At 67.9% G+C, this 22619-nt stretch carries 26 protein-coding genes; 14 read left to right on the forward strand and 12 right to left on the reverse strand.

Annotated features, from left to right (window positions below; translation table 11 throughout):
- Window positions 1-23: 23 nt before the first annotated feature.
- Window positions 24-1175 (reverse strand): acyl-CoA dehydrogenase family protein, encoded by a 1152-nt coding sequence (locus ACQP06_RS24770; RefSeq protein WP_433666839.1) that lies wholly within the window; start codon window positions 1173-1175, stop codon window positions 24-26.
- Window positions 1176-1316: 141 nt separating this feature from the next.
- Between ACQP06_RS24770 and ACQP06_RS24775 the strand changes: the two genes are divergently transcribed.
- Both ACQP06_RS24775 and ACQP06_RS24780 read left to right on the forward strand, forming a co-directional pair.
- Window positions 1317-1964: a TetR/AcrR family transcriptional regulator gene (locus tag ACQP06_RS24775; RefSeq protein WP_433666840.1), complete on the forward strand. Its 648-nt coding sequence runs from the start codon at window positions 1317-1319 to the stop codon at window positions 1962-1964.
- An 81-nt stretch (window positions 1965-2045) separates the two neighbouring features.
- A complete protein-coding gene (locus tag ACQP06_RS24780; RefSeq protein WP_433666841.1) occupies window positions 2046-3125 on the forward strand; it encodes an alkaline phosphatase family protein in 1080 nt (359 codons plus the stop codon).
- A 67-nt stretch (window positions 3126-3192) separates the two neighbouring features.
- Here ACQP06_RS24780 and ACQP06_RS24785 read toward each other — a convergent pair whose 3' ends face one another.
- The gene (locus ACQP06_RS24785; protein WP_433666842.1) at window positions 3193-3795 is read right to left on the reverse strand and encodes a dihydrofolate reductase family protein; all 603 of its coding nucleotides are present in this window, start codon (window positions 3793-3795) and stop codon (window positions 3193-3195) included.
- A gap of 203 nt (window positions 3796-3998) precedes the next feature.
- Between ACQP06_RS24785 and ACQP06_RS24790 the strand changes: the two genes are divergently transcribed.
- The 3 genes from ACQP06_RS24790 (at window position 3999) to ACQP06_RS24800 (ending at window position 5379) form a co-directional block, all read left to right on the forward strand.
- Window positions 3999-4142, forward strand: a complete 144-nt coding sequence (locus tag ACQP06_RS24790; protein ID WP_433666843.1) for a hypothetical protein — start codon at window positions 3999-4001, stop codon at window positions 4140-4142.
- 255 nt (window positions 4143-4397) lie between these two features.
- Window positions 4398-4901, forward strand: coding sequence for a DUF2231 domain-containing protein (locus ACQP06_RS24795; protein WP_433666844.1), 504 nt, complete (start codon window positions 4398-4400; stop codon window positions 4899-4901).
- Window positions 4902-4935: 34 nt separating this feature from the next.
- The gene (locus tag ACQP06_RS24800; protein WP_433666845.1) at window positions 4936-5379 is read left to right on the forward strand and encodes a hypothetical protein; all 444 of its coding nucleotides are present in this window, start codon (window positions 4936-4938) and stop codon (window positions 5377-5379) included.
- An 8-nt stretch (window positions 5380-5387) separates the two neighbouring features.
- On the opposite strand, the gene ACQP06_RS24805 is transcribed toward ACQP06_RS24800, so the two are convergent.
- Window positions 5388-6377, reverse strand: a complete 990-nt coding sequence (locus ACQP06_RS24805; protein ID WP_433666846.1) for an SDR family NAD(P)-dependent oxidoreductase — start codon at window positions 6375-6377, stop codon at window positions 5388-5390.
- Window positions 6378-6508: 131 nt separating this feature from the next.
- Between ACQP06_RS24805 and ACQP06_RS24810 the strand changes: the two genes are divergently transcribed.
- Window positions 6509-7678 (forward strand): sensor histidine kinase, encoded by a 1170-nt coding sequence (locus ACQP06_RS24810; protein ID WP_433666847.1) that lies wholly within the window; start codon window positions 6509-6511, stop codon window positions 7676-7678.
- Window positions 7675-8325, forward strand: a complete 651-nt coding sequence (locus tag ACQP06_RS24815) for a response regulator (RefSeq protein WP_433666848.1) — start codon at window positions 7675-7677, stop codon at window positions 8323-8325. The genes ACQP06_RS24810 and ACQP06_RS24815 overlap by 4 nt, the downstream gene beginning before the upstream one ends.
- 60 nt (window positions 8326-8385) lie before the next feature.
- On the opposite strand, the gene ACQP06_RS24820 is transcribed toward ACQP06_RS24815, so the two are convergent.
- From ACQP06_RS24820 to ACQP06_RS24835, 4 genes are all read right to left on the reverse strand, one after another.
- A complete protein-coding gene (locus ACQP06_RS24820) occupies window positions 8386-9738 on the reverse strand; it encodes a TIGR03118 family protein (protein ID WP_433666849.1) in 1353 nt (450 codons plus the stop codon).
- Between the two features lie 92 nt (window positions 9739-9830).
- Entirely contained in the window at window positions 9831-10325 is a 495-nt protein-coding gene (locus ACQP06_RS24825; RefSeq protein WP_433666850.1) for a nuclear transport factor 2 family protein, read from the reverse strand.
- Between the two features lie 13 nt (window positions 10326-10338).
- Window positions 10339-11172, reverse strand: a complete 834-nt coding sequence (locus ACQP06_RS24830; protein ID WP_433673425.1) for a TIGR03619 family F420-dependent LLM class oxidoreductase — start codon at window positions 11170-11172, stop codon at window positions 10339-10341.
- 2 nt (window positions 11173-11174) lie between these two features.
- Window positions 11175-11987 carry an SDR family NAD(P)-dependent oxidoreductase gene (locus tag ACQP06_RS24835; RefSeq protein WP_433666851.1) on the reverse strand — a complete coding sequence of 271 codons (813 nt, stop codon included), beginning with the start codon at window positions 11985-11987 and terminating at the stop codon, window positions 11175-11177.
- Window positions 11988-12092: 105 nt separating this feature from the next.
- Here ACQP06_RS24835 and ACQP06_RS24840 point away from each other — a divergent pair, with 105 nt between their 5' ends.
- Window positions 12093-12737 carry a TetR family transcriptional regulator gene (locus ACQP06_RS24840; protein ID WP_433666852.1) on the forward strand — a complete coding sequence of 215 codons (645 nt, stop codon included), beginning with the start codon at window positions 12093-12095 and terminating at the stop codon, window positions 12735-12737.
- A 201-nt stretch (window positions 12738-12938) separates the two neighbouring features.
- Here ACQP06_RS24840 and ACQP06_RS24845 read toward each other — a convergent pair whose 3' ends face one another.
- Window positions 12939-14027 carry an NAD(P)/FAD-dependent oxidoreductase gene (locus ACQP06_RS24845; protein ID WP_433666853.1) on the reverse strand — a complete coding sequence of 363 codons (1089 nt, stop codon included), beginning with the start codon at window positions 14025-14027 and terminating at the stop codon, window positions 12939-12941.
- A 44-nt stretch (window positions 14028-14071) separates the two neighbouring features.
- The gene (locus tag ACQP06_RS24850; protein ID WP_433666854.1) at window positions 14072-14671 is read right to left on the reverse strand and encodes a TetR/AcrR family transcriptional regulator; all 600 of its coding nucleotides are present in this window, start codon (window positions 14669-14671) and stop codon (window positions 14072-14074) included.
- 462 nt (window positions 14672-15133) lie between these two features.
- On the opposite strand from ACQP06_RS24850, the gene ACQP06_RS24855 reads away from it, so the two are divergent.
- Window positions 15134-15655, forward strand: coding sequence for a hypothetical protein (locus tag ACQP06_RS24855; RefSeq protein WP_433666855.1), 522 nt, complete (start codon window positions 15134-15136; stop codon window positions 15653-15655).
- Window positions 15656-15737: 82 nt separating this feature from the next.
- Here ACQP06_RS24855 and ACQP06_RS24860 read toward each other — a convergent pair whose 3' ends face one another.
- The gene (locus tag ACQP06_RS24860; protein ID WP_433666856.1) at window positions 15738-16460 is read right to left on the reverse strand and encodes a TetR/AcrR family transcriptional regulator; all 723 of its coding nucleotides are present in this window, start codon (window positions 16458-16460) and stop codon (window positions 15738-15740) included.
- A gap of 87 nt (window positions 16461-16547) precedes the next feature.
- On the opposite strand from ACQP06_RS24860, the gene ACQP06_RS24865 reads away from it, so the two are divergent.
- The 4 genes from ACQP06_RS24865 to ACQP06_RS24880 all read left to right on the forward strand — a co-directional run bounded on the left by ACQP06_RS24865 (window position 16548) and on the right by ACQP06_RS24880 (window position 20575).
- A complete protein-coding gene (locus ACQP06_RS24865) occupies window positions 16548-17654 on the forward strand; it encodes an FAD-dependent oxidoreductase (protein ID WP_433666857.1) in 1107 nt (368 codons plus the stop codon).
- Between the two features lie 165 nt (window positions 17655-17819).
- Entirely contained in the window at window positions 17820-18155 is a 336-nt protein-coding gene (locus ACQP06_RS24870; RefSeq protein ID WP_433666858.1) for a hypothetical protein, read from the forward strand.
- A 318-nt stretch (window positions 18156-18473) separates the two neighbouring features.
- Window positions 18474-19829, forward strand: coding sequence for an alpha/beta hydrolase domain-containing protein (locus ACQP06_RS24875; RefSeq protein ID WP_433666859.1), 1356 nt, complete (start codon window positions 18474-18476; stop codon window positions 19827-19829).
- A 131-nt stretch (window positions 19830-19960) separates the two neighbouring features.
- Window positions 19961-20575, forward strand: coding sequence for a nitrilase-related carbon-nitrogen hydrolase (locus ACQP06_RS24880; protein WP_433666860.1), 615 nt, complete (start codon window positions 19961-19963; stop codon window positions 20573-20575).
- Here the strand turns inward: ACQP06_RS24880 and ACQP06_RS24885 are convergent.
- Window positions 20474-21094 (reverse strand): gamma carbonic anhydrase family protein, encoded by a 621-nt coding sequence (locus ACQP06_RS24885; RefSeq protein WP_433666861.1) that lies wholly within the window; start codon window positions 21092-21094, stop codon window positions 20474-20476. The genes ACQP06_RS24880 and ACQP06_RS24885 overlap by 102 nt on opposite strands.
- A gap of 179 nt (window positions 21095-21273) precedes the next feature.
- Between ACQP06_RS24885 and ACQP06_RS24890 the strand changes: the two genes are divergently transcribed.
- Window positions 21274-21621 carry a hypothetical protein gene (locus ACQP06_RS24890; RefSeq protein ID WP_433666862.1) on the forward strand — a complete coding sequence of 116 codons (348 nt, stop codon included), beginning with the start codon at window positions 21274-21276 and terminating at the stop codon, window positions 21619-21621.
- A 569-nt stretch (window positions 21622-22190) separates the two neighbouring features.
- Here ACQP06_RS24890 and ACQP06_RS24895 read toward each other — a convergent pair.
- Complete coding sequence (locus ACQP06_RS24895) at window positions 22191-22349, reverse strand: hypothetical protein (RefSeq protein ID WP_433666863.1); 159 nt, start codon at window positions 22347-22349, stop codon at window positions 22191-22193.
- Window positions 22350-22619: the final 270 nt, after the last annotated feature.

Raw genomic sequence — 22619 nt, forward strand, 5'->3', positions numbered from 1 at the left:
TGGGTATCTCCCTGGGTGAGTGGTCAGTTGAAGGCGTTCACGCCGGTGAGGGCGCGGCCGATGAGCAGTTTCTGGATCTGGCTGGTGCCCTCGTAGAGGGTGAGGACACGGGCGTCGCGCAGGTACTTCGCGACCGGGTACTCGTCGATGTAGCCGTAGCCGCCGAACACCTGGATGGCATTGTTGGCGGCCTTCACCGCGGCCTCGCTGGCGAAGAGTTTGGCGACCGAGGCCTCGGTGCCGAACGGCTTGCCCTTCTCCACCAGGTCCGCGACCCGCCAGGTGAGCAGCCGCGCCGCCTCCACGTCGACGGCGATGTCCGAGATGAGTTCCTGGACCAGCTGATACGCGGCGATCGGCTTGCCGAACTGCTCGCGCTGCCCGGCGTATTTCACCGACTCCTCGAGGCAGCCGCGCGCGACGCCGACGCATCCTGCGGCCACACCCATGCGGCCCTTGTCGAGGGCGGCCATGGCGATCTTGAAGCCCTGGCCGAGGTCGCCGAGCCGATTGGCGTCGGGCACCCGGACCTGGTCGAGAACCAGTTCGGCCGTGGCCTGGCCGCGCAGCCCGAGCTTGCCCTTGATCTCGGTGCGGGTGAAACCGGGTGCGTCCGTGGGCACCAGGAACGCGGTGACGCCCTTGGGGCCGGGCCCGCCGGTGCGCGCGAAGATGATGGCGACATCGGCCCAGGTGCCGTTGGTGATGAAGATCTTGGTGCCGGACAGCAGCCAATCGTCGCCGTCGGCAACGGCTTTGGTGATCAGGCTGCCCGCGTCCGAGCCGGTGCCGGGTTCGGTGAGCCCGAAGCAGCCCAGCGCCTGCCCGGCGCACAGCCGCGGCAGCCATTCCCGTTTCTGCGCCTCGGTCCCGTAGGTCTTGATCGACTTCGACACCAGGCCCAGGGACACCGACACGATGCCGCGCACCGAGCTGTCGCCGCGGCCGAGTTCCTCGAGCAGCAGGCAGTAGTCCAGGGCGGTGCCGCCGGAGCCGCCGTACTCCTCGGGGATCTCGATGCCGAGGAAGCCCATGTCGCCGAGTTTGCCGACGATGGCGGTGTCCACCGATTCGGCCCGGTCCCACGCGGCGGCGTACAGGACGACTTCCTTGTCGACCCAGGCGCGGGCCAGTTCGCGTAGTTCGCGCTGCGACTCGCCGAGTTCGAAGTCCATGGTTGCGATAGCTCCTAACCAAACGTTGTTAGGTTTATGACTCGAAGTTATCCTAACAGTGTTCGGTTTATCAAGGACCGGGTGTTAAATTCGACGTCCGCCGGTGTCGCACCGGCCGATCGACCGCAGGAGGTGAGCCCGATGGCCCGGCCGAAAGTGCCGTTGCTGAGCCGCGAACGCATTCGCGACGCGGCCCTGACCCTGATCGACCGTGACGGGCTCGGTGAGCTCTCCATGCGCAAGCTGGCCGCCGAACTGGGCGTGCAGGCGGCCTCGCTCTACACCCACTACCCCACCAAGGACGCGGTGCTCGACGACATCGCGGGCGGTCTGATGGCTCGCGTCGACGTCTCGGCGTTCGATCAGGGCTGGCGGGTCGGCCTCACCCACTGGGCGCACTCCTATCGCGACGCCCTGGTCCGGCACCCCAACTTCGTGGCCTACCTGGCGGCGGGCCCCGGCACCCGCGACGAGAATCTGCGCGCCGCCGACGCGGTCCACGGCGGTCTGGTCGCCGCGGGCTGGCCGCCGCGCGACGCCACCATGATCGGCGCGGCCACCCGCTATCTGGTCATGGGCGCGACCATGGGTTCCTTCTCGCGCGGCTTCGTCGACGACGTGCAGGTGTATCGGGACCGCTACCCGCATCTCGAGCAGGCGCACCTGCTGCGCGCCAAGGCCGACGAAATCGATGCCGAGAGTTTCGAATTGGCGCTGTCGGCCTTCACCGACGGTCTGCAGTTGCGTTTCGAGGCGATCGAGCAGCAGCGGGCCCGCCGACGGCGGTAGCCGTTCACTATCAGCGGACCATTTTTGGTCAATTGTCCGAATTTGCTGCGGAAGTGCCGAACCCCCGCTAACCTGCCGCGCATGTCTGGAACTCGTGCATGGGTGGCCGCCGTCGCGCTGGCCGCACTCCCGCTGGCGTCGGCCGCCCCGGCGACGGCCGCTCCCGTGGTGAACAAGGTCGTGGTGATCGGCATCGACGGCACCCTGTGGAGCGAGGTGCAGGCGGCGAACGCGCCGAACCTGGGCCTGCTCGCCGCGCAGGGCACCCTGGCCCGGACCTCGATCGCCCCGCACACCACCATGTCCTGCGTCTCGTGGGCGACGGCGCTGACCGGCGTGTGGGACACCAAGCACGGCATCAAGGACAACGACGCCACCTGCAACCCCACCCCTTTCGCGCAGTATCCGACGGTGTTCACGCAGTTGGAGCGCTACAAGCCGAGTCTGGCGACGGCGTCGCTGGGCACCTGGGACAAGATCGGCATGATCGCGCGGACCGGAAGTCCGGCGGCCGACAAGGTGTCGGTGACGCAGGTCGACCCGACGGGCGCGGGAGTCTGTGAGACGACGGCGGATTCGGTCGCGGCGTCGAAGGTGGTGTCCTCGATCACCGACGACGGCGCCGATTTCACCTTCACCCACCTCGATCAGGTCGATATCGTCGGCCACACGCTGCGCGGGGTATGGCCGCAGGCCTACCGTGACGCCATCGGCCGGGTGGACACGCTGGTCGGCAATATCACCAAGGCGGTGGACGACCGGGCCCGCACGCACGCCGACGAGCGCTGGACGATCCTGGTGACCACCGATCACGGCCACAAGCCCGAGGGCGGGCACGGCGGTCAGAGCGCCTACGAGACAGCGAGTTTCGTGATCGCGCGCGGCCCCGACTTCACCGCCGGCGCCCAGAACAACGGCTACGCGCTGGCCGACATCACCCCGACGGTGCTGGATCTGCTGGGCGCCCCGGCGGATCCGAACTCCGACGGCCGGTCCATGCGGCTCGGCGGTTCGGGCGATCCCGCCGCGACTCCGCCGAACACGCCCGCCCTCGATTCCGGGCTCACCGGTTCGTCGTCGGGTTCGGCGCAGATGCTGATGGTCAACAACCCGCTGTGCCTGGTAGCCAGCGGCTCGGCCGGTGGCTCCTACGGCAAGTAGGCCGCTCGACATCGAAAAGCCGGTCCCGGGTTCGGTTCCCGGGACCGGCTTTCGCGTCGGTGGGTGATCAGGAGATGAGACCCGCCGCCTCCGCGTACCCCGCGGGCGCGGGCTCCTCGGCGGGCCCGTACACCATGTGCACCACCCCGGTCTTGAACGGCGTGGCCGAGATCAACCGCAGCGGAACCGAATTCCCGTCGTCGAACAGCCGCACCCCGCCGTTGCGCAGCGCCACCGGATGCACCAGCAGATGCAGCTCGTCCACCAGTCCGGCGGCGAGCAGCTGCACCACCACCGACGGCGAGCCGCTCATCGCGATATCCCCGCCGTCTTCCGCCTTGAGCGCCGTGACGCCCTCGACCAGGTCGCCGCGCAGCTGCTCGGAGTTCCGCCACGTGAACTCCAGATCCTGGTGCGAGACCACGACTTTCCGCATATCGCCGAGCGCCTTCGCGAATCCGGCGTCCTCGCCGCCCGCGGCCTCCCGCTCGGGCCATGCTCCCGCGAACCCTGCATAGGTGGCCCGCCCGAACACCAGGGTGTCCGCCCCGGCGATCTGAGCCGAAACCGCTTCCCCCATCTCGTCATTGAAGTACGGGAAGTGCCAGTCCTGGGGCTCCGCCACGATTCCGTCGAGCGAAATGAACAGTCCCGCCGTTACCTTGCGCATCAGTGTGCTCCTTGCCGATCAGTAGTCGAATGTCTCGCGCGCTTACCTGATACGACGGCGTCCCGGCCCCGAATTCATCGCTCCCCTGCCCAATTCCCCCCGACTCGCCCCCGCGCGCCCCACCACCGCCACCACGCCGCCCATCCCATGGTGCGCCGGTCCCCGCCCCTCATACGGTTGAATCCCGCCTTGTGGAGCCAAACGTGAAGCGACTGCTCTTCATCACCGCCGCGGTCATCCTCGCCGTATCCACCTACACCTACGCCCTCTCCCCCGGCCACTACGGCGCCGGCATCGCCCTGGGCGCCGTCCTCACCCTCTGGTTCGTCGGCAAAGCCATGGACTAGCCCCCACCTCGAGACGTTCGCCGATGTCGATGGCGAGGGCACGCAGCTTGGTGAGGTTGACGCCGTGGTCGTCGACGTGCCGCTCATTGACGGCGCGGGCCTTGGGTCCTCCAGGGCCGCCAGATCGGCCAGGGCGGCGGTCAGGGTCGGCTCGGAAGCGCTGGTCACACGAACTCACGATAGCGCCGATCGTGATCTCCGAGCGGGAACGGGTATGCGGCAAGTAGCCCTGTCCGACCTGGTTGGGAGGTTGTCATGACCGCTGATCCCCAGCGGGCGAAGCGTCCGGTGAGTGCGGTGCTGGCCGGGCCCTACGGCCATCCGTTCCATCCGATCCTGGTCACCGTGCCCATCGGGGCGTGGGTGGCGAGCGTGGTCTTCGACCTGGCCTCACATGTGGCGGGAGATCCGGACGCGCTGGCCTACGGCGCGCGGTGGCTGATCGCCATCGGCGTGCTGGGCGCGCTGGCCGCGGCGACCGTCGGGTTCCTGGATTTCCTGGCCATTCCGGCCGGAACCCTGGCCTTCCGCATCGGGTTGACGCACCTGAGCCTGAATCTGGCGGTGACCGCGGCTTTCGCCCTGAACTTCTGGTGGCGCGGCTCGCCCGACGGCGCGGTGCCGATCGGCCCGCTGGTGCTGTCGCTGGTCGCGCTGGCGACGTTGTCGGTCTCCGGCTATCTCGGCGGCAAGCTCGCCTACCGCTACGGCGTCCGGGTCGCCGACGAGTCCACCCAGGCGGAGGGTTTCCGCCGCTGAATCCCCATCCCCTCGCATTCGACAGGAGTTCGTCATGGCCATCGCGGCACTGATCACCTGGCTGCTCACCGCAACGGGTGGCTTCGTCCTGCTCGGCACCTGGATCGCCAAAGGCGGTGTGCGCGAACCACGTACCAGCCACCTGCCCCCGCCCGTCATCTTCGGCCATTTCCTGCTGGCCGTGATCGGGCTGGTGCTGTGGATCATCTATCTCGTCGTCGATTCCGACGCTCTGGCCTGGGTCGCCTTCGGCTTCCTGGTGCCGGTGGCGGCGCTCGGTTTCGTGATGCTGCTGCGCTGGCTCCCGATCTACCGGGCGTCCCGCGTTGCCGACGCGGAACCGGCTCCGGTGTCGATCCCGGGCCGGGAACCGGCGGAACGGCATTTCCCCGTGCTGGTGGTCGGCGGCCACGGCCTGTTCGCCGTGATCACCGTCGTTCTGGTGCTGCTCACCGCGCTGGGGGTGGGAGCGAGCTGAGGGAATCATCAAGCGTGTGCGGTCTTTCCGCCGTCGATCACCAGTTGCGCGCCGGTGAGGTAGGGGAATTCGGGCGAGGCCAGGGTCAGCGCGAAGGCCGCGATCTCCTCCGGCGTGGCGAGCCTGCCCAGGCCGGGCACATTCGATGCGGCCCACTGCTTCATGGCGACCCGGTAGGCGTCGTCGGGTAGGTGGCCGATCGGGCTCGCGTTGCGGACGAGGTCGGTGTCGGTGGTTCCCGGGACCAGGGCGTTGACGCGAATCCCGTGACCCGCGTAGTCCAGTGCCGCGGATTGGACCAGGCCGACGAGACCTCGTTTGCTCGCCGTGTAGGCGGCGCGGCCGGAATCGGTGGCCAGCGCATTGCTCGACGCGGTGACCACGATCGTTCCGCCGCCGCGGCGGATCAGGTGCGGGATCTCGTATTTCATGGCCAGGAAGCTGCCGCGCAGGTTGGTGTTCACGACACGGTCGAACTCGTCGGCGGAGTACTCGTGCAGGGGCTTCTGGATGGTGATGCCCGCATTGTTGAACGCGACATCGAGTCCGCCGTAGCGCTGCACGGCGGCGTCGACGAAGTCACGGACATCGGATTCGATCAGGACGTCGGCGTGGATGTAGGTGGCTTCGCCTCCCGCCGAGCGGATCTCGCGCTCGACGGCGCGACCCCGGTCGACGCGGCGTCCGCAGAACGCGACGCGCGCGCCCTCGGCGGCGAACAGGCGGGCCGCGGCGGCGCCGATCCCGGAGGTCGCTCCGGTGATCACGACGACCTTGTTCTCGAACCGTCGCGCCGAGGGGCGCAGGTGTGGCGGATTCGCGTCGGCCGCGAGCGCGACTCCGCTCGCGACCCCCGCGGCCGCGCCGGCCACCAGTCCCCCGGCCACCGCACCCAGGACCCGGCGGCGGCTGGGACCCCGCTGTGGTGACTGCGCGTCCGGATCAGAGGACTTACCCGTCTTCGTGTCGTCGTTCGTCGGATTGTCGTTGAGGCTCATGCCTTTCACCCTCGCCGCCGAACCGGCGCGAGGGATCCGACCACGGGCCCCTCCCAATGGCCCGATGTCGGAGAACGATCTCCTCCCTGCGGAGGAATCGCCACGCCCTGCGCGTGCGCCATCATGGGAACGTGGTTGGTTCCTCCGGCGTCACCCGAAGTGCCGAGTCGCTGCTCGGCGAGCGCATGCTGCCGGTCCGCCTCGCCGTGCTCGCGGTGCCGGCAGCCGGTTGTCTGCTGCTGCTCGGGAACCAGCCGACGGTCTTCGACTGGGCGACAGGCCTTCTCGCGGTGCTGGCGACAGCTCTCGGGGTGCGCCGCCCGATGGCGGCCTCTTTGCTGACGACCGGGCTGCTGGTCCTCGGCTTCGAATTCGGCCATACCGGACCGATTGTCGCGAAGGTGGCGGCGGCATTCGCCCACGCGGAGCTGACCGCTCGCCGCGGCGGCTGGCGCTCATGCCTGGCCGCGGTCGCCTTGGGGGCCGCCTACCTGCTGCATCCGGTCGGCGGAACGGCGGTGATGCTGTATCGCGCGGTGGTGATGGCCGTGTTGCCGCTGTTCATCGGCGGTCTGCTGCGCGCCGCGTGGGCCCGCGCCGAACAGTCCGCCCGTGAGGCCGACGCGCTCGAGCAGCGCCGGGAGGGCGAGATCGCCGCAGCCCGGGAATCCGAACGGACCGCCATCGCCCGCGAACTCCACGACCTGATCGCCCATCACGTCTCCTCGACCGTGCTACGGGTCGGAGTCGCCCGCCACGCGGTACCGGACGCGCCGCCCGTACTCCTCGAGGTCCTCGACGACATCCACGCCACCGGCAAGCAAACCCTCACCGATCTGCGGAAATTGGTGACGATCCTGCGCGATCCGGCAAGTGACGGCGCATCCTTCCTGTCCCCGGCGGACCTGCCCGCCGCGCTCACCGAGACCGTCGAACGCGCCCGCCGTGGCGGCCTGGCCGTGACCGCGAACGTGGCCGTGGACATCACGGCGGTGGACGCCTTACGCGCGCTGACCGTGCTGCGCCTGACCCAGGAAGGGCTGTCCAATGCCGTCAAACATGCCGGACCGGAGACCAGCGTGTGGTTGACCATCTCCGTCGACAGCACCGGCGACCTCGATTTCGCCTTACGGGACAACGGCTCTCCACGACCGGCCCCGTCCCGGCTGCCCGGCGGGGTCGGCCTGATCGGGCTGCGCGAGCGGGTCGAGCTACTGGACGGCCTGTTCGACGCCGGACCGAACGGTTCCGGCTGGCGGATCACCGCCCGTCTCCCGCGGCGCATCGGCGCGGCCGCATGACGATCCGCGTACTCCTCGTCGATGATCAGCAATTGGTCCGCGCGGGCCTGCGCATGCTGTGCCACACCGCCGACGACCTGGAGGTGATCGGCGAGGCTTCCGGCGGTTCGGACGCCGTGCGACTGGCCGCGGACACCACACCCGACGTCATCCTGATGGACTTGCGCATGCCCGGCATGGACGGAATCCGCGCGACCGAACGCATCCTGGCCGCCCGCCCGTCCGCCCGGGTGCTGGCCCTGACCACCTTCGACGACGACGATCACCTGTATCCGGCGCTGGAAGCCGGGGTCTGCGGATTCCTCGTCAAGGACGCCGCTCCCGCCGACCTGCTCGACGGCATCCGCCGCGCCGCGATCGGCGAACGCCCGTTCTCCCCGGACGTCCTGCACCGCTTGGTCGAATCGGCGGTGGCCGCACGCGCCGACGGCGAACTCGACACTCCCCCGGAACTGTTCACGCTGACCCGCCGTGAGGCGGATGTGCTGGCCCTGCTCACCGAGGGCCTGTCCAATGCCGAGATAGCCGCACGCCTGGTCCTGGGCGTCACCACCGTCAAAACCCACGTCACCAACCTGATGGCGAAGACCGGCTCCCCCAACCGGGTCCGCCTCGCCATCTACGGCCTTCGTCACGGCGCGCACTGAGACCCGGAAAGAACTCGGGCCCCGAGCTGAGTTCAGCTCGGGGCCCGCATGTTTCGGGACTTACTTCAGCCGCAGGCTGCCGAAGAGGCCTTCCTTCTCGGAGTTCGGCCCGGCGGTGAAGTACAGCGCGTCGGCGTCGCCGAGGCTCTCACCGTTGCCGAACATCAGACCCCACAGGCCGTCGATCTCGGCGGGCTTGCCGTCGGCGTCGCGCAGGTAGTCGACGAACTTGCCGGACTGGTCGTCGAGGGCGAGGATGTGGCCGGCGCCGGCGAAGTTGCCGATCAGCAGCTTGCCGGAGAGCGGTCCGAAGCCCTGCGGGGCGACGACGACGGCCCACGGCGCGTTGAGGCGGCCGTCGGCGTCGATGGTGCGAACCAGCTTGCCGCTCTTGTCGAATTCGGCGACCTGGCCCTTCTTGGCCTTGTTGCCTTCCTTCTTCTCCTGGTCCTTGTCGAGGGAGTCCTCTTCGCCGACCTTGAGCTTGTTCGGGTCGCCGCCCTCGGAGCCGGTGATGGCGTAGGTGACGAACACGCGGTCGCCGATGGTGGCGACGTTGAACGGGGCCGGGTCGCCGACCTTGATCTTCTTGCCCTTGGTGGCGTCGGCCGGGTCGACGGCGTCACCGGTGGCGAAGGGGTTGGCGAAACCGGTGGTGGGCACCAGCTTCCAGTTCTTGTCGAAGGTGCGGACCTGCGGGTCCTTGCCGAAGTCGGCGGCCAGCAGCTTGGTGCCGGACGGGTCGAGGGCGATGCCCTTGAAGTTCATGCCCTGGGCGGTGCCGTCGTATTCGAGGACAGCGGGGCCGTCGTGGCGGACGATCGCGCCGCCCGCGCCCTGCTCGGTCCAGCCGGAGATCTTGCCGGAGTCGGTGGCGAAGATGAATCGCGCGGAGCCGGTGAGCTTCTCGTCCTTGCCGTCGTAGCTGACGGGCTGGTCCTTCACCAGGAAGATGTCGGAGGTGATCGGGGCCGGGTTGAAGACGACGCCGGTGGTCTTGCCCTCGCCCTCGTCGCCGTCCTCGTCCGGGATGGAGTCGGCGCCGGGGATGGTGACCAGCTTGAGCGGGTCCTGGAACATCTTCTGGTACTTGGCGTCCGGGGACTTGGTGACGTCGCCGACGTACTGGAAGGAGTAGCCGCCCGCGCCGACCCAGAAGTGGCCGCCCGCGCCCTTGGGCCGGTCCGCGATGCCCCAGGCGTTGATGAAGTTGGGGTCGGTGAACTGGGCCTTGTCGGATGCCTTGTTGGAGGCGATGTTGACCTGGGCGTAATGGTTGCCGTCGAGGGCCTTGACGTCGTCGGAGTCCGACTTCGTGCTGCCGCACGCCGCCGCCACGACCAGCGCCGCACCCAGCGCGGACACCCGCAGCAGGGTCTTGCGGCCCGGGGTACCGCTCGCTCGTCCGTTCATGTCAGTCCTTCCAACGAAACGCCCAGGTTCGGCGTTAGGTGACGCTAACCATAACTGGGTGAAACGCCCCTGTCGTTAGGGGACCCTCATTTCTATTCGGAAGTGATATTCGCGCCGGTCCAGGGCGCGCGGAGCAGTCCGCGAGCCGTGTCGGAACCGTCCAGAACGCGGGTGACACGACTGGTGAACCGCCAGCCTTCGGGGGTACGGGCGAGGCGGAAGTGGTTGGCCCCGGCACGCCAGACGAAGAACTCGCCGTCGCGGTGGCGGATCAGCAGGGATTCGCACACGGCTTCGGCGGTGTCGCCATCCAGGGTGACCGCCGCCGGGCCCAGGAAATGCGCCGATCCGGCCGCGATCAGTGATTGATGCGCGGTCGAGTCGACCATGGCGCGCACGTCTTCGCGGCTGCGCATGTGCCAGCCCTCGACGTCGTATTCGCCGTCCTCGGTCCACAATTCGGCGACCTCGTCGGCGACCCCGGCGTCCACGAGCGGGCCGTAGGAGGCGATCAGTCGCGTGATGGCGAGCTCGTCCTCGAGGCGCAGCAGCCGGGCTTCGAGGGCGGCGAGACGCTCGTCGGTCATGGGAGTCCTTCTGCTAGACGAGATGGCAGTCGACGAGTTCGCGGAGAGCGGCGAGTTGCTCGCAGTAGTGCCCGGCGTCGGTGGCGCGCACGGTGCAGGTCAGGTGGGTGGCGCCCGCGTCGCACAATGCCGTGAGCCTGCGCAGCGAATCCGCTTCGTCGCCTTGCGGATCCAGCGGGGCGCCGGGCGAGAGCACGATGTCGAAGCCCTCGGGAACCGTCACCGTGGCGAGCATGTCGGCGATCTGCTCGGCCTTCAGCCCGAACGGCACCCACCCGGTGCCGAGTGTCACCGCCCGGCGCAGGGATCGGCGGGTGCGGCCGCCGACCCAGATCGGCACGGCGTGGTCGATCGCATGGGGTTCGATGACGAAGTCCTCGGCTTCCCGGCGGCCCCAGGCCCGTTTCAGTCGTGCCAATGCCGCGTCGGCGAGTGCGCCCCGGTCCTCCCAGGCCGCGCCGAGCAGCGCGAATTCCTCGGCGAGAGAACCGACTCCGACGCCGAGCACGACGCGGCCGTTGCTCAGCCGGTCGAGGGTCCCGTAGCTCTTGGCCAATGCCAGCGGATGGTGGTAGCCGAGCACGAGCACCGAGGTGGCGAGCCGGATCCGGCTGGTGTGCGCGGCCAGATAGGACAGTGTCGCGAGGGGATCCCAGTAGGTCGCGCCGCGCACGGCGGCCGCCGCGGCGGGCACCCCGACGTGGTCCGCGCAGGTGAGGTGGTCGAACCCGAGTTCGTCGGCGGCCCTGGCGATCCGGGTGAGTTCCTCCGCCCCGGCCGTGGCTTCCCACGGTGACGCGATCCCCGGAAACTGCACGACGATGGGTGTGGACAGTCCGAGCCGCACGGTCATCGCGCCACCCGCTCGGGCAGTCCCATGAGCCGTCGCATTCCGCGATCGGCGCGCAGCACGGCGGTCGCCCGATCCGGGTCGTTGCGCTGCGCGGCCCCTGCCTCGTTGCCGGACATGATGTGGACCGGACCGTGCCCGAGGTTCGACAGTCCTTCGCGCGCCACGTCATCGGGTTCGGACACCGTCATGCCGGGCACGTCGAAGTTGAGGCCGACCCGTTCCATGGCGGGTGTCCGCGTCACCCCGAGCACCAGTTCCAGGACGTCGACCCCGTATTCGCCGAGTTCGAGCCACAGGCTTTCGGCGAAGATCCGCCCGAACGCCTTCACCCCGCCGTACACGGTGTGATGCTGCGACCCCAGATATCCCGCGAGCGACCCGACCATCAGGATCCCGCCCCGCCCACGGGTTTTCATCCGCGCCCCGAAGTGGTGGATCAGTCCGAGCGGCGCGGTGATGTTCAGATCGATGACCTGCTGGAACGCGGTCAGATCGCCGTCGACGAAGGGCGCACTGTGGGTATTGGCCCCGGCATTGAGCACCAGCAGCCCGACCTCGACGTCCTCGACCGCGGCCACGATCCGGCCTACCGCCGCAGGGTCGGTCAGATCGGTTGCGAGCGTCCGCACCTCGACCCCGAGCTCCCGGCATTCCGCGGCCGTGGCCTCCAGCGGTTCGGCCCGCCGAGCCACCAGTAGCAGCCCGATCCCGGCGGCCGCGAGTTCCCTCGCGAACGACCGTCCGACCCCCTCCGATCCCCCGGTGATGACCGCCCACGGCCCATAACGCTGCGGGTCTACACCGCTCATTGCGACTCCCTCACCTGTGAGATCGAACTCGGTCCCTTCCAGTTCTACAAACTTCCACCCAGAAAAACTAGAGTGAATTCTAGTTATCGGACAGAAGGTGGTTCCATGCCGCGCATCCAGGACTCCCGCGCCCCCGGCCGCGTCTCGACGGCCCGGCAGCTGGAACGCCAGCGCGCCATCCTCCGCTCCGCCGCCCGCCTCGGCGCCGAGCACGGCCTCGAACGAGTCCAGATGTCCGAAGTAGCCCAGTCCGCCGGAGTAGCCCTCGGCACCCTGTACCGCTACTACCCCTCCAAACACCACCTCTTCGCAGGCGTCCTCGACGGCGCTGTCCGCGAACTGCCCCACCCCACCCCGGTTCCCGGCGACCCGATCACGGGCGCGTCCGAATTCCTGGCCGCCGCCGTCGATGAACTCCTCCGCCACCCCCACCTGGCCCGCGCCATGATCGTCTCGATGAACGCCGTCCGCGCCGAAGGCCACGCACTGCGCGCCGAACCCCCCGCCGCGGCTTCCTCCGCCGCGGCGGCCGTCCTCGAAACCGACCACATCATGCCCGAGCGCATCCTCTCCGCCGCCGGCATCACCACCCCCACCGACGAGGACCGCCGCCTGGCCCGCCTCCTCGAACAATGCACCTACGGCATCCTCACCTGGACCATCGCCGGCCGCCTCACCACCCCCCAAGCCGTCTCCGACGTCCACCGAGCCTGCACCCTCCTCCTCGCCCCCTGGCGCGAACAGCCCTGACCCCCAACCGGTTTGCCCCGGACTCGGGGCCACCCGGCCTCTCCGCTCAGATCAATTCCCTACTCGTGCACGAGGTTACGGCCTCGAATGCGGCTGGCGAACATGCCCCGGCCGACGATTCCTCCTCGCGCTCGAAACACGGTGTGCATCGTCCACATTGGCGTGTCAGAGATCTTGGTTATCGTTCCGAGCGCCGCCGTCTCACTGCGTCGCAGCACCCGGCAGCCACGCGTAATTGGCTGTGCGCGAGCCGTATTTCGCGTACCGGTTGATCGATTCTTTGCTGAACGCGGCCAGTCGTCCGGAGACATAGAGCCGGCGTGGAACGTCATCGCGGCGCGAGGCTTGCACGACCCCGTCTCGGCGCCCGAGGCTGAGCGCTTGGCCGGTGTAGCCCATGGAGAATCGCTTCGGCGCCCGGCCCGCGATCAACCGCGCCAGCGTCGTGGCCGCGTGCGCGCCCTGCGGTGTGGCGGTCGCGCAGGCGAATCGGGCGTTCGGCACGGCGGCGCAATCGCCGACGACGAAGATCCTCGGATCACCTGTGCTGCGCAGGAACTCGTCGACCACCGCACGACCGTCGCGGGTCACCGGCAGGCCGCTGCGCGCCGCCAGATCGGGCACCCCCGACACGATCGCCCACAGCGTGAGCTCCGATGCCAGCACCTCACCCGAGCCGAGGGTGATCGTGCCGCCACCGGCGTCCACGTCGACGACCGTGTCTCGTACGAGGTCCACCCCCAGCCGTTCGAGGGCGTCGATCACACGCTGCTGCGCGCCCGGGGACAAGCTCGCGCCGATGGCCGCGCCCACCAGGCGGACCCGCAGGCGCGGGTGTGCCGCGGCGATCTCACTCGCGGTCTCGATCCCGGTCAATCCACCCCCGACAACCGTCACCGTGTTGTCCTCGGTCAACTGCCCCAGCTGGTTTCGTGCCTGCCGCGCCCCCTCCCAGGTGCCTACCGGGACCGCGCCCGCCGGTGCCTCCACGGTGCTGCCGACCGCCAGCACCGCGTAGTCGAACCCGAGTTCGCCACCATCACCCATGGTGAGGACGCCGTCGCCGATCTTGTCGACCGCGCCGACACGCAAGGCGATTCCAGCCCGCAGCATCGCGGTCAAAGGCGTTGCCGCACTCCCTGTTCCGGCTATCTGTTCATGCAACCGAACTCGCTCGACGAACTCCGCACGCGGATTGACCACGGTGATCTCCGCGTCCCGCACCCTCCTGGCCAGCCGGTTCGCCGCGATGGTTCCCGCGTATCCAGCACCCACTACCACGATTTTCATCGGTTTCTCCCCTATTCGAACCGGACCGCGTATTCGATACGCGGTCAGTGATTTCCGTCGGCGGGCCCACTCAGCGCGAAGCCGATGACCTCACGCAGTTGTTCGAGTGGCGACCCGCCGACGGCGGCTTGGTTTCCCGCGGTCATCACGATGCCCAGGTAGGCGAAGTACACGATCCGCGCCCGCCGCGCGGCCTCCGCCCGATCCAATCCGGTCCCCGCGAGCACGTTCTCGATTTCAGCGACCAGCGCCAACGCGAGCTCGGCGAAGATCGCCGATTCGTGCGTGCCACGGACGATGATCGAGCTGTACTCGCGAGACAGCCCGGGATCCTGCGCGAAGTACACGATGAACGGCTCGAACAACGCCATGACAGCCTCGCCCGGCGCCTCGGGCAGTTCCCCACCCTCGCCACGAGCCCGATGAACCGCCCCGATCCATTCGTCGAACACCGCGACCAGCAACGCGTCCTTGTCCCCGACCGCCATCACCGACCCCGTGCTGACCCCGGCGTCCGCGGCGATCTGCCGAACGGTTGTCGCTGCGAAACCCTGTGCACGGAACAGCCTTTCAGCCGCCGCCAACACCTTCCGCCGCGTCGAGTCACGCGCCTCGACCCGCGACTGAACACGTTCACTGAACATGTTCAGTACACTCCCCCACTTCCCGTCACCTGTCAAGGATCAATCGCCCACAGGCTTTCGACGTTTGCCGGCGGCCAGCCCTTCTCGTCGCTGTCCATGGGCCCGGTTTCCGGCTCGCCTAGGCCAGGTACGGAAGCTGTGGATCACGCTGGCGAGCGGAAGAAACCATCGGATCTCCTCCAGCACCGACTCCATCACGGCTCCAAGCCAAGGTGCGTATGCGAGCCAACATATTCCGGAGCCCGGAGGGCACGCACAGCGTCGACGGCAAGAGACACTGCCCAAGTAACACAGGTGCCAACTCCTCAGCGCACAGTCGATTCGGCAGCCGCGGACACCCGGTTGGCGCACAGCGACGCGGACTGGACGGTTCGTATACCCTCCGAAAGGTCCACTTCGGAAGGGGGCGATCCGACGTGGCTCGCGCTCTTCTTCACGTCAATGGTTGTGTGGGGTAAAGAGATGGCGAGTAGCGACGTCGAGCTGGCGGCACGGTGGTGGCAGTGGGCGATGTCGGTGCCGAACGCCAAGAATCCGGTAGTCGACGAGACCGGCGAGTTCGCCGCGATGGATCAGCCGACGGATGTCTGGTTCCTGGCAGGCACTTTCGGTGGGCGAGTCGAGCGGCGGTGCACGATCCCGCACGGCCGACCGATCTTCTTCCCGGCTTTCAACATGTTCCAGAAGGTCCCGGACGGCTTGTTCGCGCGTGGCGAGGTGCCGGTGGCGCCCGCGCCGTCCGGCCACGCCGCCTTGAACGGAGTCCCACTGCCGGTACGAGCAGTGACCAACGACAAGGCATTCCGCGTCACGGCGGCAGCGGGCGCCCCCTTCGGCTACACCGGCCGCTTCAAGGCCAAGGCGTGGGGCCTGTGGGTTCGCCTCGACGATCTCGCACCCGGCGACTACGTCCTCACCTTCGGTGGCGAATACGAGCCCGGCGGCTTCTGGGTCGAAGTCACGTATCAGTTGGAGATCCGCTAGTTCCGGCCCGCAGACCCAAGGCACCGAACCGGTCGGAGCCCCTGGGTACAGCCGAGCTGTGCCACCATCGTGGCCGGCTCGGTCAGGCCGACGGGTGCAGGTTGTCCAGCATCAGGGTGAGGGTGAACGTGAAGCGGTCGGGGCCCGTGCCGGAGGTGAGTTCGGCGGCGTAGCGCCGGGTTTGCGGGAAGGTGTCGGCGGGCAGCGCGGTGAACCGCTGCACCAGTTCCTCGCGGCTGACGACCCATTCCTGGTTCGGGTGTTTGCGCCGCTGCTGGACCAGCGACTGCTCCAGGGCGTAGGCACTGACGTAGAGGGACATCGCGTCCAATGCCCATGCGGCGGTGCGGGGTTCGATTCCACCCGTAAGAAGGATCGCGAACATTCCCTCCCGGACCCGCAGGGCCTCGAGGTTCGTGGGGACCATGGCCAGGGCGGCGCGTGAGACTCCGGGGTATTTCAGGTATTGGTCGCGGATCTGGCTGAACACGTCGAGGAGCTGATCGCGCCAGGTGGCCGGATCCGGTTCGGGCAGCACGATTTCGGCACTGAGCCTGCCGACCAGCAGATCGTCGATATCGTCCTTGTTGACGATGTGCGCGTACAGCGACGACGGCCCGGTGCCGAGCAGCGCGGCGACCCGGCGGATGGTCAGCGCGTCGTAGCCCTCGGTGGCGACGACCTCCAGTGCGGCGTCGGTGATCCGAGTGACCGTGATGGGCTCCTTGCGGCGCGAGGACGCCGCGGTCTCGTCGGCGGATTGGGCGTGACGAGCCGCTCGGCGCTGTCGGGGAGCTGCTGGCATGCCGGTCACTATAGCTTGACACGAACTTAGTTCCCCCAGTAGAACAATGTTCGTTAGAGTAGAACTAAGTTCGTTCGGAGGTGCGTAATGCGAGTTTCCGTTATCGGAGCCGGTCTCGGTGGCCTGTGCCTGGCGCAGGGTCTGCGCGGAGCCGGAATCGAGACCGCGGTGTTCGAACGGGATCCGGCGATCACCGCCCGGTTCCAGGGCTACCGGCTGGTGCTGAACCAGGTGGGCTTCGACGCGCTGCGCGGCTGCCTACCCGAGCGCTGGCACCCGCTACTGGACGCCGTAGTCGGCGACGCCTACGGCGAGCGGCTGATCCTGGACCCGCAGCTCAACAAGATCGGCGAGCTCGAGCCGGGCCGCAACGCCATTGTGGTCGACCGCGACGTGCTCCGCCACCTGCTGCTCACCGGCCTGACCGTGCACACCGGCAGCGCACTGACCGGCTACGACCTGCTGGCCGACGGCCGGGTCGAAGCCCGGTTCGCCGATCGCGATCCGGTCACCGCGGACTTGCTCGTCGGAGCCGACGGCGTCAACTCAGCCGTCCGATCGGTCCTGTCCCCGAAGACCATCCCGACCGACACGGGCGTCCGGTTCGTCATCGGCCGCACTCCGCTGACCGAGCAGTTCACCAGCCTGTCCCGAGCATTCGGCTCGAAGATCGCCGGCGACGGAGTGAGTCTCCTGCTCGGCGCAATGCGTTTCCGCACCCCACCGAAGCAGGCCGCCGAAGCGCTCGCCCCCGAAGTGACCCTGCCCGACATCCACGACTACGTGCGCTGGGCCATGATCCTGCCCCCGAACGGCTCACTCGGCCCCGAAACCCCGCAGGAGGCAGTGCTTTCCAGAATGCCCGGCTGGCACCCGGACCTGCGCGCCCTGATCGAGCAGTCCGACCCCGACAACAGCACCCTGCTCTCCATCCGAGTGGTCGAACCCGGCCAACGCTGGACCCCCGGCCCGGTCACCCTGCTCGGCGACGCCATCCACGCCACCTCACCGACCGGCGGCAACGGCGCCAACACCGCCCTGCGCGACGCCGACCTCCTCCGCCGCACCCTCACCCAAACCCCCACCCTCCTCGACGCACTCGACACCTACGAACGCCACATGCTCACCTACGGCGCCGAAGCCGTCCGCCTCAGCCTCTCCGCCCTCCCCGCCTACACCTCCCAGAGCAAATAACCCTGACGGCGGCCTTCCGGTTCGACGAGGAACCGACCATGACTGCTTGTCTCTAGCGGCTGGCCACCGACAGCAACCGTCACCCGCGCCGGCCGGTTCGGCCAGCGCGGTATGCGGCATGTCAGTGCGTTCCTCAGTAATGGCCGATGCCGTAATACTGGTCGGATGCGGTGGATTCGCGACTACTACGCGGACGAGGACATCTGGCTCCTCATCGAACTCGATGATGATGGCTGGCCGAACCGACAGGTCGATCTTCGAGGTGCTGACGGTGAGCCGCTCACGGCTGCGGCGCTCGCGGAGGTCATACGTGCGCGAGACCACGGGGGAATTGCTGAGGTTCAGGCATATGAAGGCAAATACGGTGTCCTCGCGGAGGGCAGCGCCGCCGATTGGGACTTCGAGGGAAGTGCCCTCGACGAAATGACGGCTGAGGAATTCGAAACTGCGTGGACCGTGGCTCGCCAGGCGATAGAGCACCGATGGTCCACCAGTAGCTGAGCGGGGTTTCGGACCACACAAGCCGCTCGGTCATCGGCATCAGCGTGCATAGCTGGGACCCGTACGGCGCTCTGCGCGTTGATCTTCGGCAGCCTCGCGCTGGCCGACTCGGTCGGCGCGCCACGGGCGCTCCAGTGCGTTTCGGTTGGCGGGATTATTGCGGTGGAATGGGACGCTCATGTGCCGATTTGGGGGTACATACCAGCGGGCTGCCCAGCCAAGCCGGAGTGACCCGCCCGCTGCCGGGTCGGCGCGAGTCCAGCGATTGTCCAAAAACCAAGCACTTGTTAGGGTTTCGGGATGGAGCTTTCCGGTCCAGTGGCTGGTCCGATCAACCTGATCTCGACGTTCTTCCCACTGTCCGATGTCGGTTACGTCGCCGAGGAGTACCTCCTGTCCGGTACAGCCGGGTCCTACCGCCTGACCGGCTCGGCCGGTGCCGACGGGGAGTGGGCGACCGAGCCGGACGGCCTCGCACCGTTCACGACCAGACTCGTGGTGTACCGGCCGGTCGAGGGCTACTGCGGAACCGCTGTCGTGGAGTGGCTCAACGCCTCCTCCGGTGCGGACGCGCCGCCGATCTGGCTGCTGGCACACCGGCATCTCATCCGGGCCCGGATGGCCTGGATCGGGGTTTCCGCACAGTACGCGCCGATCCACGGCGGCAGCGTCATGGCCGCGGCCGCCGAGGAAGACGACACCTGGAACTCGGTCCTGCTGCCGCCGCTGAAGCAGTCGGATCCGGTGCGGTACGCCGATCTGTCGCACCCTGGGGATGCCTACTGCTACGACATCTACCGGCAGGCGGGAGAACTGGTTCGAAGGCTGCTGCCAGGGACCCGGCAGTTGCTCGCGGCCGGGCAGTCCCAATCCGCGGCCACGCTCGTGACATATGTGAATGCCATTGCGCCGCATGGCTCGCCGTACGACGCGTACCTCATCGACGGGCGGCCGGGCCGCCCTGCCACGCTGACCGGCTTGGTGGACCCCGAGGCGCTGGACGGCGGTACGCGGGTGCGTGCGGATTCGACCGCGCCGGTGCTCGTGCTCCAAACCGAGTTCGAGGTGGTCGGTCTCATGCGCTCGATTGCCGCCCGCCAGCCCGACTCCGACCGGTTCCGGCTCTGGGAGCTGGCTGGTGCCGCGCACGCGGACTCCTACAGCGTCGGTGCATCGTTCACCGACTCGGGCTTCCTGACCGCGGAGGAGCTGGCCGAGCGGATGGCGCCGCGACGCAATCCACTGGGCGTCGATTTCCCCGAGCCGATCAATTCCGGGCCACAACATCACTACGTAGTCCAGCGAGCCATCGCGGCGCTGTCCCAATGGGCCGATGGCGGACCCGCTCCGGCGCAGGCCGATCGGCTCACGGAATCCGCCGGGGAACTGGTGCTCGACGCCCATGGCAACGCGCTGGGTGGCATCCGCACGCCGTGGATGGACGTACCGCTGGTGGTGCTGTCCGGGCTCGGACAAGAGGACGGCGGCCCGGCGATCATGTTCGGCTGCACGCGACCACTCCCGGGACCCCCTCCGGACGACTACCTCCGAGCATTCCGAGTGGCAACCGACAAGGCGGTCGCGGCCGGCTTCTTGCTGGCTGAGGACGTACCGGAAATCGTTGCCACGGCAGCCGCGAATCAAGCGATGAGCATCAAGGACGCATCCCGATAGCACCACCGATCAGCTGGTGGTCACCGCGTGAGAACTTGTGGCGTCGGTGAATTCGAAAGTAATGCTCGCGTCGTCTCGCGTATTGACGTCGGAGATGCTGCTCCGACTATCGGCGCAGCGGCCGTGGGGGGATGGTGTGGGGAATCGGCGACGGTCACGGCCTGCGTACTCACGATGTCGCCGGATTCCGGGTGGGCGGCCTGTCGTGCTGGGAGAACTGGATGCCCCAAGCCCGTCACGCCCTGTATGCCGACGGGGAAACCCTCCATATCTCCACCTGGCCCGGATCGGTCCGAAACACCCGAGACATCACCCGATTCGTCGCGCTGGAAGGTCGGGTCTATTCCCTGGCCGCCGGAGCCGTGCTCGACTACAGCGATGTACCTGAGGACTTCCCGTTGCGAGACATGCTGATCTCACAAGGCAAGCCGGCCGGCTATGACGGCGGCTCCGCGATCGCCGGGCCCGACGGCGACTGGCTGGTCGAGCCGGTGATCGGTGCGGAACGCCTCGTGGGCCGATTTCGATCCCGCCCGGTTAGCCCAGGAACGACAGAATTTCGATCCCGCCGGCCACTACTCTCGCTCCGATGTCTTCTCGGTCACTTTAGACCGCCGCCGGTCCCCGGCAACCTTTCTCGACGACTAGCTACTGCCTGCGTTGCGGCGCAATTCGTGCAAGGGAGTCGATACGTCGCGGCCGGTGCTGAGCCGCGGCCGGTCGATCGGAATCTCGGTCAGTGGTAAGGTCTCCCGCATCGAAGCCAACGACCTCTTGGCCAATTCCTGATAGACCTTGACGCCGTTGGCTTTCCACCGCAAGGTCTGCTCATCCAAGGGCCGGGTCTCGGTGACCGGGTTACCGACCGCGAGATGCTCTGCGGGGATCGCCGTGTCCGCCCGAACCATGCTTCCGGCGCCCACGAGCGCGCGGGCTCCCACCCGTGCGCCATCCATCACGATTGCGTTCATGCCGACCATCGCCCCCGACTCGATGACGCAACCGTGCAGTACCGCACCGTGTCCGATGTGGGATTCGTTCTCCAGCACCAACTCTCGCCCCGGAAACGAATGCAGCACGCAGCCATCCTGAACATTGGATCCCGCACCGATGACAATCGGGCCGAAGTCGCCTCGGACGCTGGCCACCGGGCCGATGTAGCAGCCACTTTCGACCACGACATCTCCGATCAGCACCGCTGACGGGTGCACGAACGCGTCGGCGGCTATAACCGGTATAACTCCGTCAATTTCATAGCTGGGCATACCCACTCCTGTTCCCCCGGGCGGGCCCGGTCAGTTCCGGAGCCTCTCACAACGTCTCGGGACGTCAGAATTCGGCGTCGAAGCAGGGCTTGAGCCTGTAATCGGCAGTTGCGGTCGTTCTGCACCGCAACGGGATCCGGCCGCCCGCGCCCCGCGCTGGCCGGTTCGGTCAGCGCGGTATGCGGCATGAGCGGATATTCGAGTTCTGGGGCTTCATCGTGTTGAGTGGGGTGATGGGTCTGGCGCGCAAGGGAACTCGAATTCTCGACGTTGACGGCGAGCGCTTCAGATGGGTCGTCGCACCTGACGACGAACCTGGTCTCGCCATCGTCGTCGAGATCGCCGAAGGCCAGGGACAACGCATGGTCACATGGGTCGACCACGGCACAGTCATCACGCCCGGTGTGGTCGCGGAGATAATTCGCAAGGCTCTCCGCAACGGATGGACTCCGAAGCAGCGAAATCGACAGATTACCTACCGCGTTCAAGATGCCAAGTTCACAACCTGGCCATCTCTGGCACCATGAACCGCTCACTGCACTGAATTCGGTATTACAGCGCGTACGCAGTCCGTACGCAGCAGCGCCACACGGCACCGGCTCTCACCAACGAGCCCAACGACGATTCGCCCCGGTCAGACCAACCCGCCAACGCCGCCAACCACTCACATGCCGGGCAAAACAGACTCAGGAGGCCCCCCTGAAGCGGGTATCGCAGGTTCGAATCCTGCCGAGGGCACACCATCAGCGCCGGATATCGCCGAAGTCCCCGGCCGAGCGCCTACCCTGAACGACACGAATGCCCCACCGGATAGGTCCCGGCGGGGCATTCGTCCGTCCGGGCAGTGATCAGGCTGCGATGCGGTGTGACCCGGGCCTTCGGGCGGGCGTTGCGTCCCTCACCGGCCGCGGTCGTCTCGTGTGGGCGGCAGTGGCCCGTCGCTCCCGTTCGATCCGCACTCTGATCGCACTCACACTGTTCTCCGGGGGGATTCGCTCCGGCCAGAGCGTGGCCCGGAGCAGTGCGCCGCCGGGGACCAAGAACGCCAGCATCCACCCCCAGAACAGGGCGGTCTCGTGGTGGGCCAGGTAAGTGATCATCTCTCCAGGTCCTCTCGCGCCAAATCTGTTGGACTCCAATGAATCTCACGAACACTTACGTGCTCCACTTCGATGACGGTCACGCTCAGCGGCTCCAGGGCCGACACGTCGGTCTCCAGTTCGCGCAAATGCGCCGGGTATTCGTCCATGGGCACGGGCCAACCGTCCGCGCCTACCACCGACCACGACCCGTCCGAGCCCTGGAGGTAGCGACCCCCGGGCTCCACGCGCCGCGGCGCGGATTGCCTTGCGGGCCGCGCCCTTCGGCGGCTCATCGCGCGTACCTCCGGAACTTCGTGGTCCAGGCCGCACGCCCTCTGGGGGTGATCGACCATCGGGACGCGTGCGGGACGGCCATTACCAGCCCGCGTGACTCCAGTTGCCCGATCGCCCGGCGGGCCGACCAGCCGGTGATCCCAGCCTGT

The sequence above is a fragment of the Nocardia sp. CA-136227 genome (genome assembly GCF_050955695.1).
Classification (GTDB): domain Bacteria; phylum Actinomycetota; class Actinomycetes; order Mycobacteriales; family Mycobacteriaceae; genus Nocardia.

Excerpts from the sequence above, each read along its gene's own strand:
- ACQP06_RS24770 (WP_433666839.1), bottom strand. The coding sequence starts at position 1,175 with ATGGACTTCGAACTCGGCGAGTCGCAGCGCGAACTACGCGAACTGGCC.
- ACQP06_RS24775 (WP_433666840.1), top strand. The coding sequence starts at position 1,317 with ATGGCCCGGCCGAAAGTGCCGTTGCTGAGCCGCGAACGCATTCGCGAC.
- ACQP06_RS24780 (WP_433666841.1), top strand. The coding sequence starts at position 2,046 with ATGTCTGGAACTCGTGCATGGGTGGCCGCCGTCGCGCTGGCCGCACTC.
- ACQP06_RS24785 (WP_433666842.1), bottom strand. The coding sequence starts at position 3,795 with ATGCGCAAGGTAACGGCGGGACTGTTCATTTCGCTCGACGGAATCGTG.
- ACQP06_RS24795 (WP_433666844.1), top strand. The coding sequence starts at position 4,398 with ATGACCGCTGATCCCCAGCGGGCGAAGCGTCCGGTGAGTGCGGTGCTG.
- ACQP06_RS24800 (WP_433666845.1), top strand. The coding sequence starts at position 4,936 with ATGGCCATCGCGGCACTGATCACCTGGCTGCTCACCGCAACGGGTGGC.
- ACQP06_RS24805 (WP_433666846.1), bottom strand. The coding sequence starts at position 6,377 with ATGAGCCTCAACGACAATCCGACGAACGACGACACGAAGACGGGTAAG.
- ACQP06_RS24815 (WP_433666848.1), top strand. The coding sequence starts at position 7,675 with ATGACGATCCGCGTACTCCTCGTCGATGATCAGCAATTGGTCCGCGCG.
- ACQP06_RS24820 (WP_433666849.1), bottom strand. The coding sequence starts at position 9,738 with ATGAACGGACGAGCGAGCGGTACCCCGGGCCGCAAGACCCTGCTGCGG.
- ACQP06_RS24825 (WP_433666850.1), bottom strand. The coding sequence starts at position 10,325 with ATGACCGACGAGCGTCTCGCCGCCCTCGAAGCCCGGCTGCTGCGCCTC.
- ACQP06_RS24835 (WP_433666851.1), bottom strand. The coding sequence starts at position 11,987 with ATGAGCGGTGTAGACCCGCAGCGTTATGGGCCGTGGGCGGTCATCACC.
- ACQP06_RS24840 (WP_433666852.1), top strand. The coding sequence starts at position 12,093 with ATGCCGCGCATCCAGGACTCCCGCGCCCCCGGCCGCGTCTCGACGGCC.
- ACQP06_RS24845 (WP_433666853.1), bottom strand. The coding sequence starts at position 14,027 with ATGAAAATCGTGGTAGTGGGTGCTGGATACGCGGGAACCATCGCGGCG.
- ACQP06_RS24850 (WP_433666854.1), bottom strand. The coding sequence starts at position 14,671 with ATGTTCAGTGAACGTGTTCAGTCGCGGGTCGAGGCGCGTGACTCGACG.
- ACQP06_RS24855 (WP_433666855.1), top strand. The coding sequence starts at position 15,134 with ATGGCGAGTAGCGACGTCGAGCTGGCGGCACGGTGGTGGCAGTGGGCG.
- ACQP06_RS24860 (WP_433666856.1), bottom strand. The coding sequence starts at position 16,460 with ATGCCAGCAGCTCCCCGACAGCGCCGAGCGGCTCGTCACGCCCAATCC.
- ACQP06_RS24865 (WP_433666857.1), top strand. The coding sequence starts at position 16,548 with ATGCGAGTTTCCGTTATCGGAGCCGGTCTCGGTGGCCTGTGCCTGGCG.
- ACQP06_RS24870 (WP_433666858.1), top strand. The coding sequence starts at position 17,820 with ATGCGGTGGATTCGCGACTACTACGCGGACGAGGACATCTGGCTCCTC.
- ACQP06_RS24880 (WP_433666860.1), top strand. The coding sequence starts at position 19,961 with ATGGTGTGGGGAATCGGCGACGGTCACGGCCTGCGTACTCACGATGTC.
- ACQP06_RS24885 (WP_433666861.1), bottom strand. The coding sequence starts at position 21,094 with ATGCCCAGCTATGAAATTGACGGAGTTATACCGGTTATAGCCGCCGAC.
- ACQP06_RS24890 (WP_433666862.1), top strand. The coding sequence starts at position 21,274 with ATGCGGCATGAGCGGATATTCGAGTTCTGGGGCTTCATCGTGTTGAGT.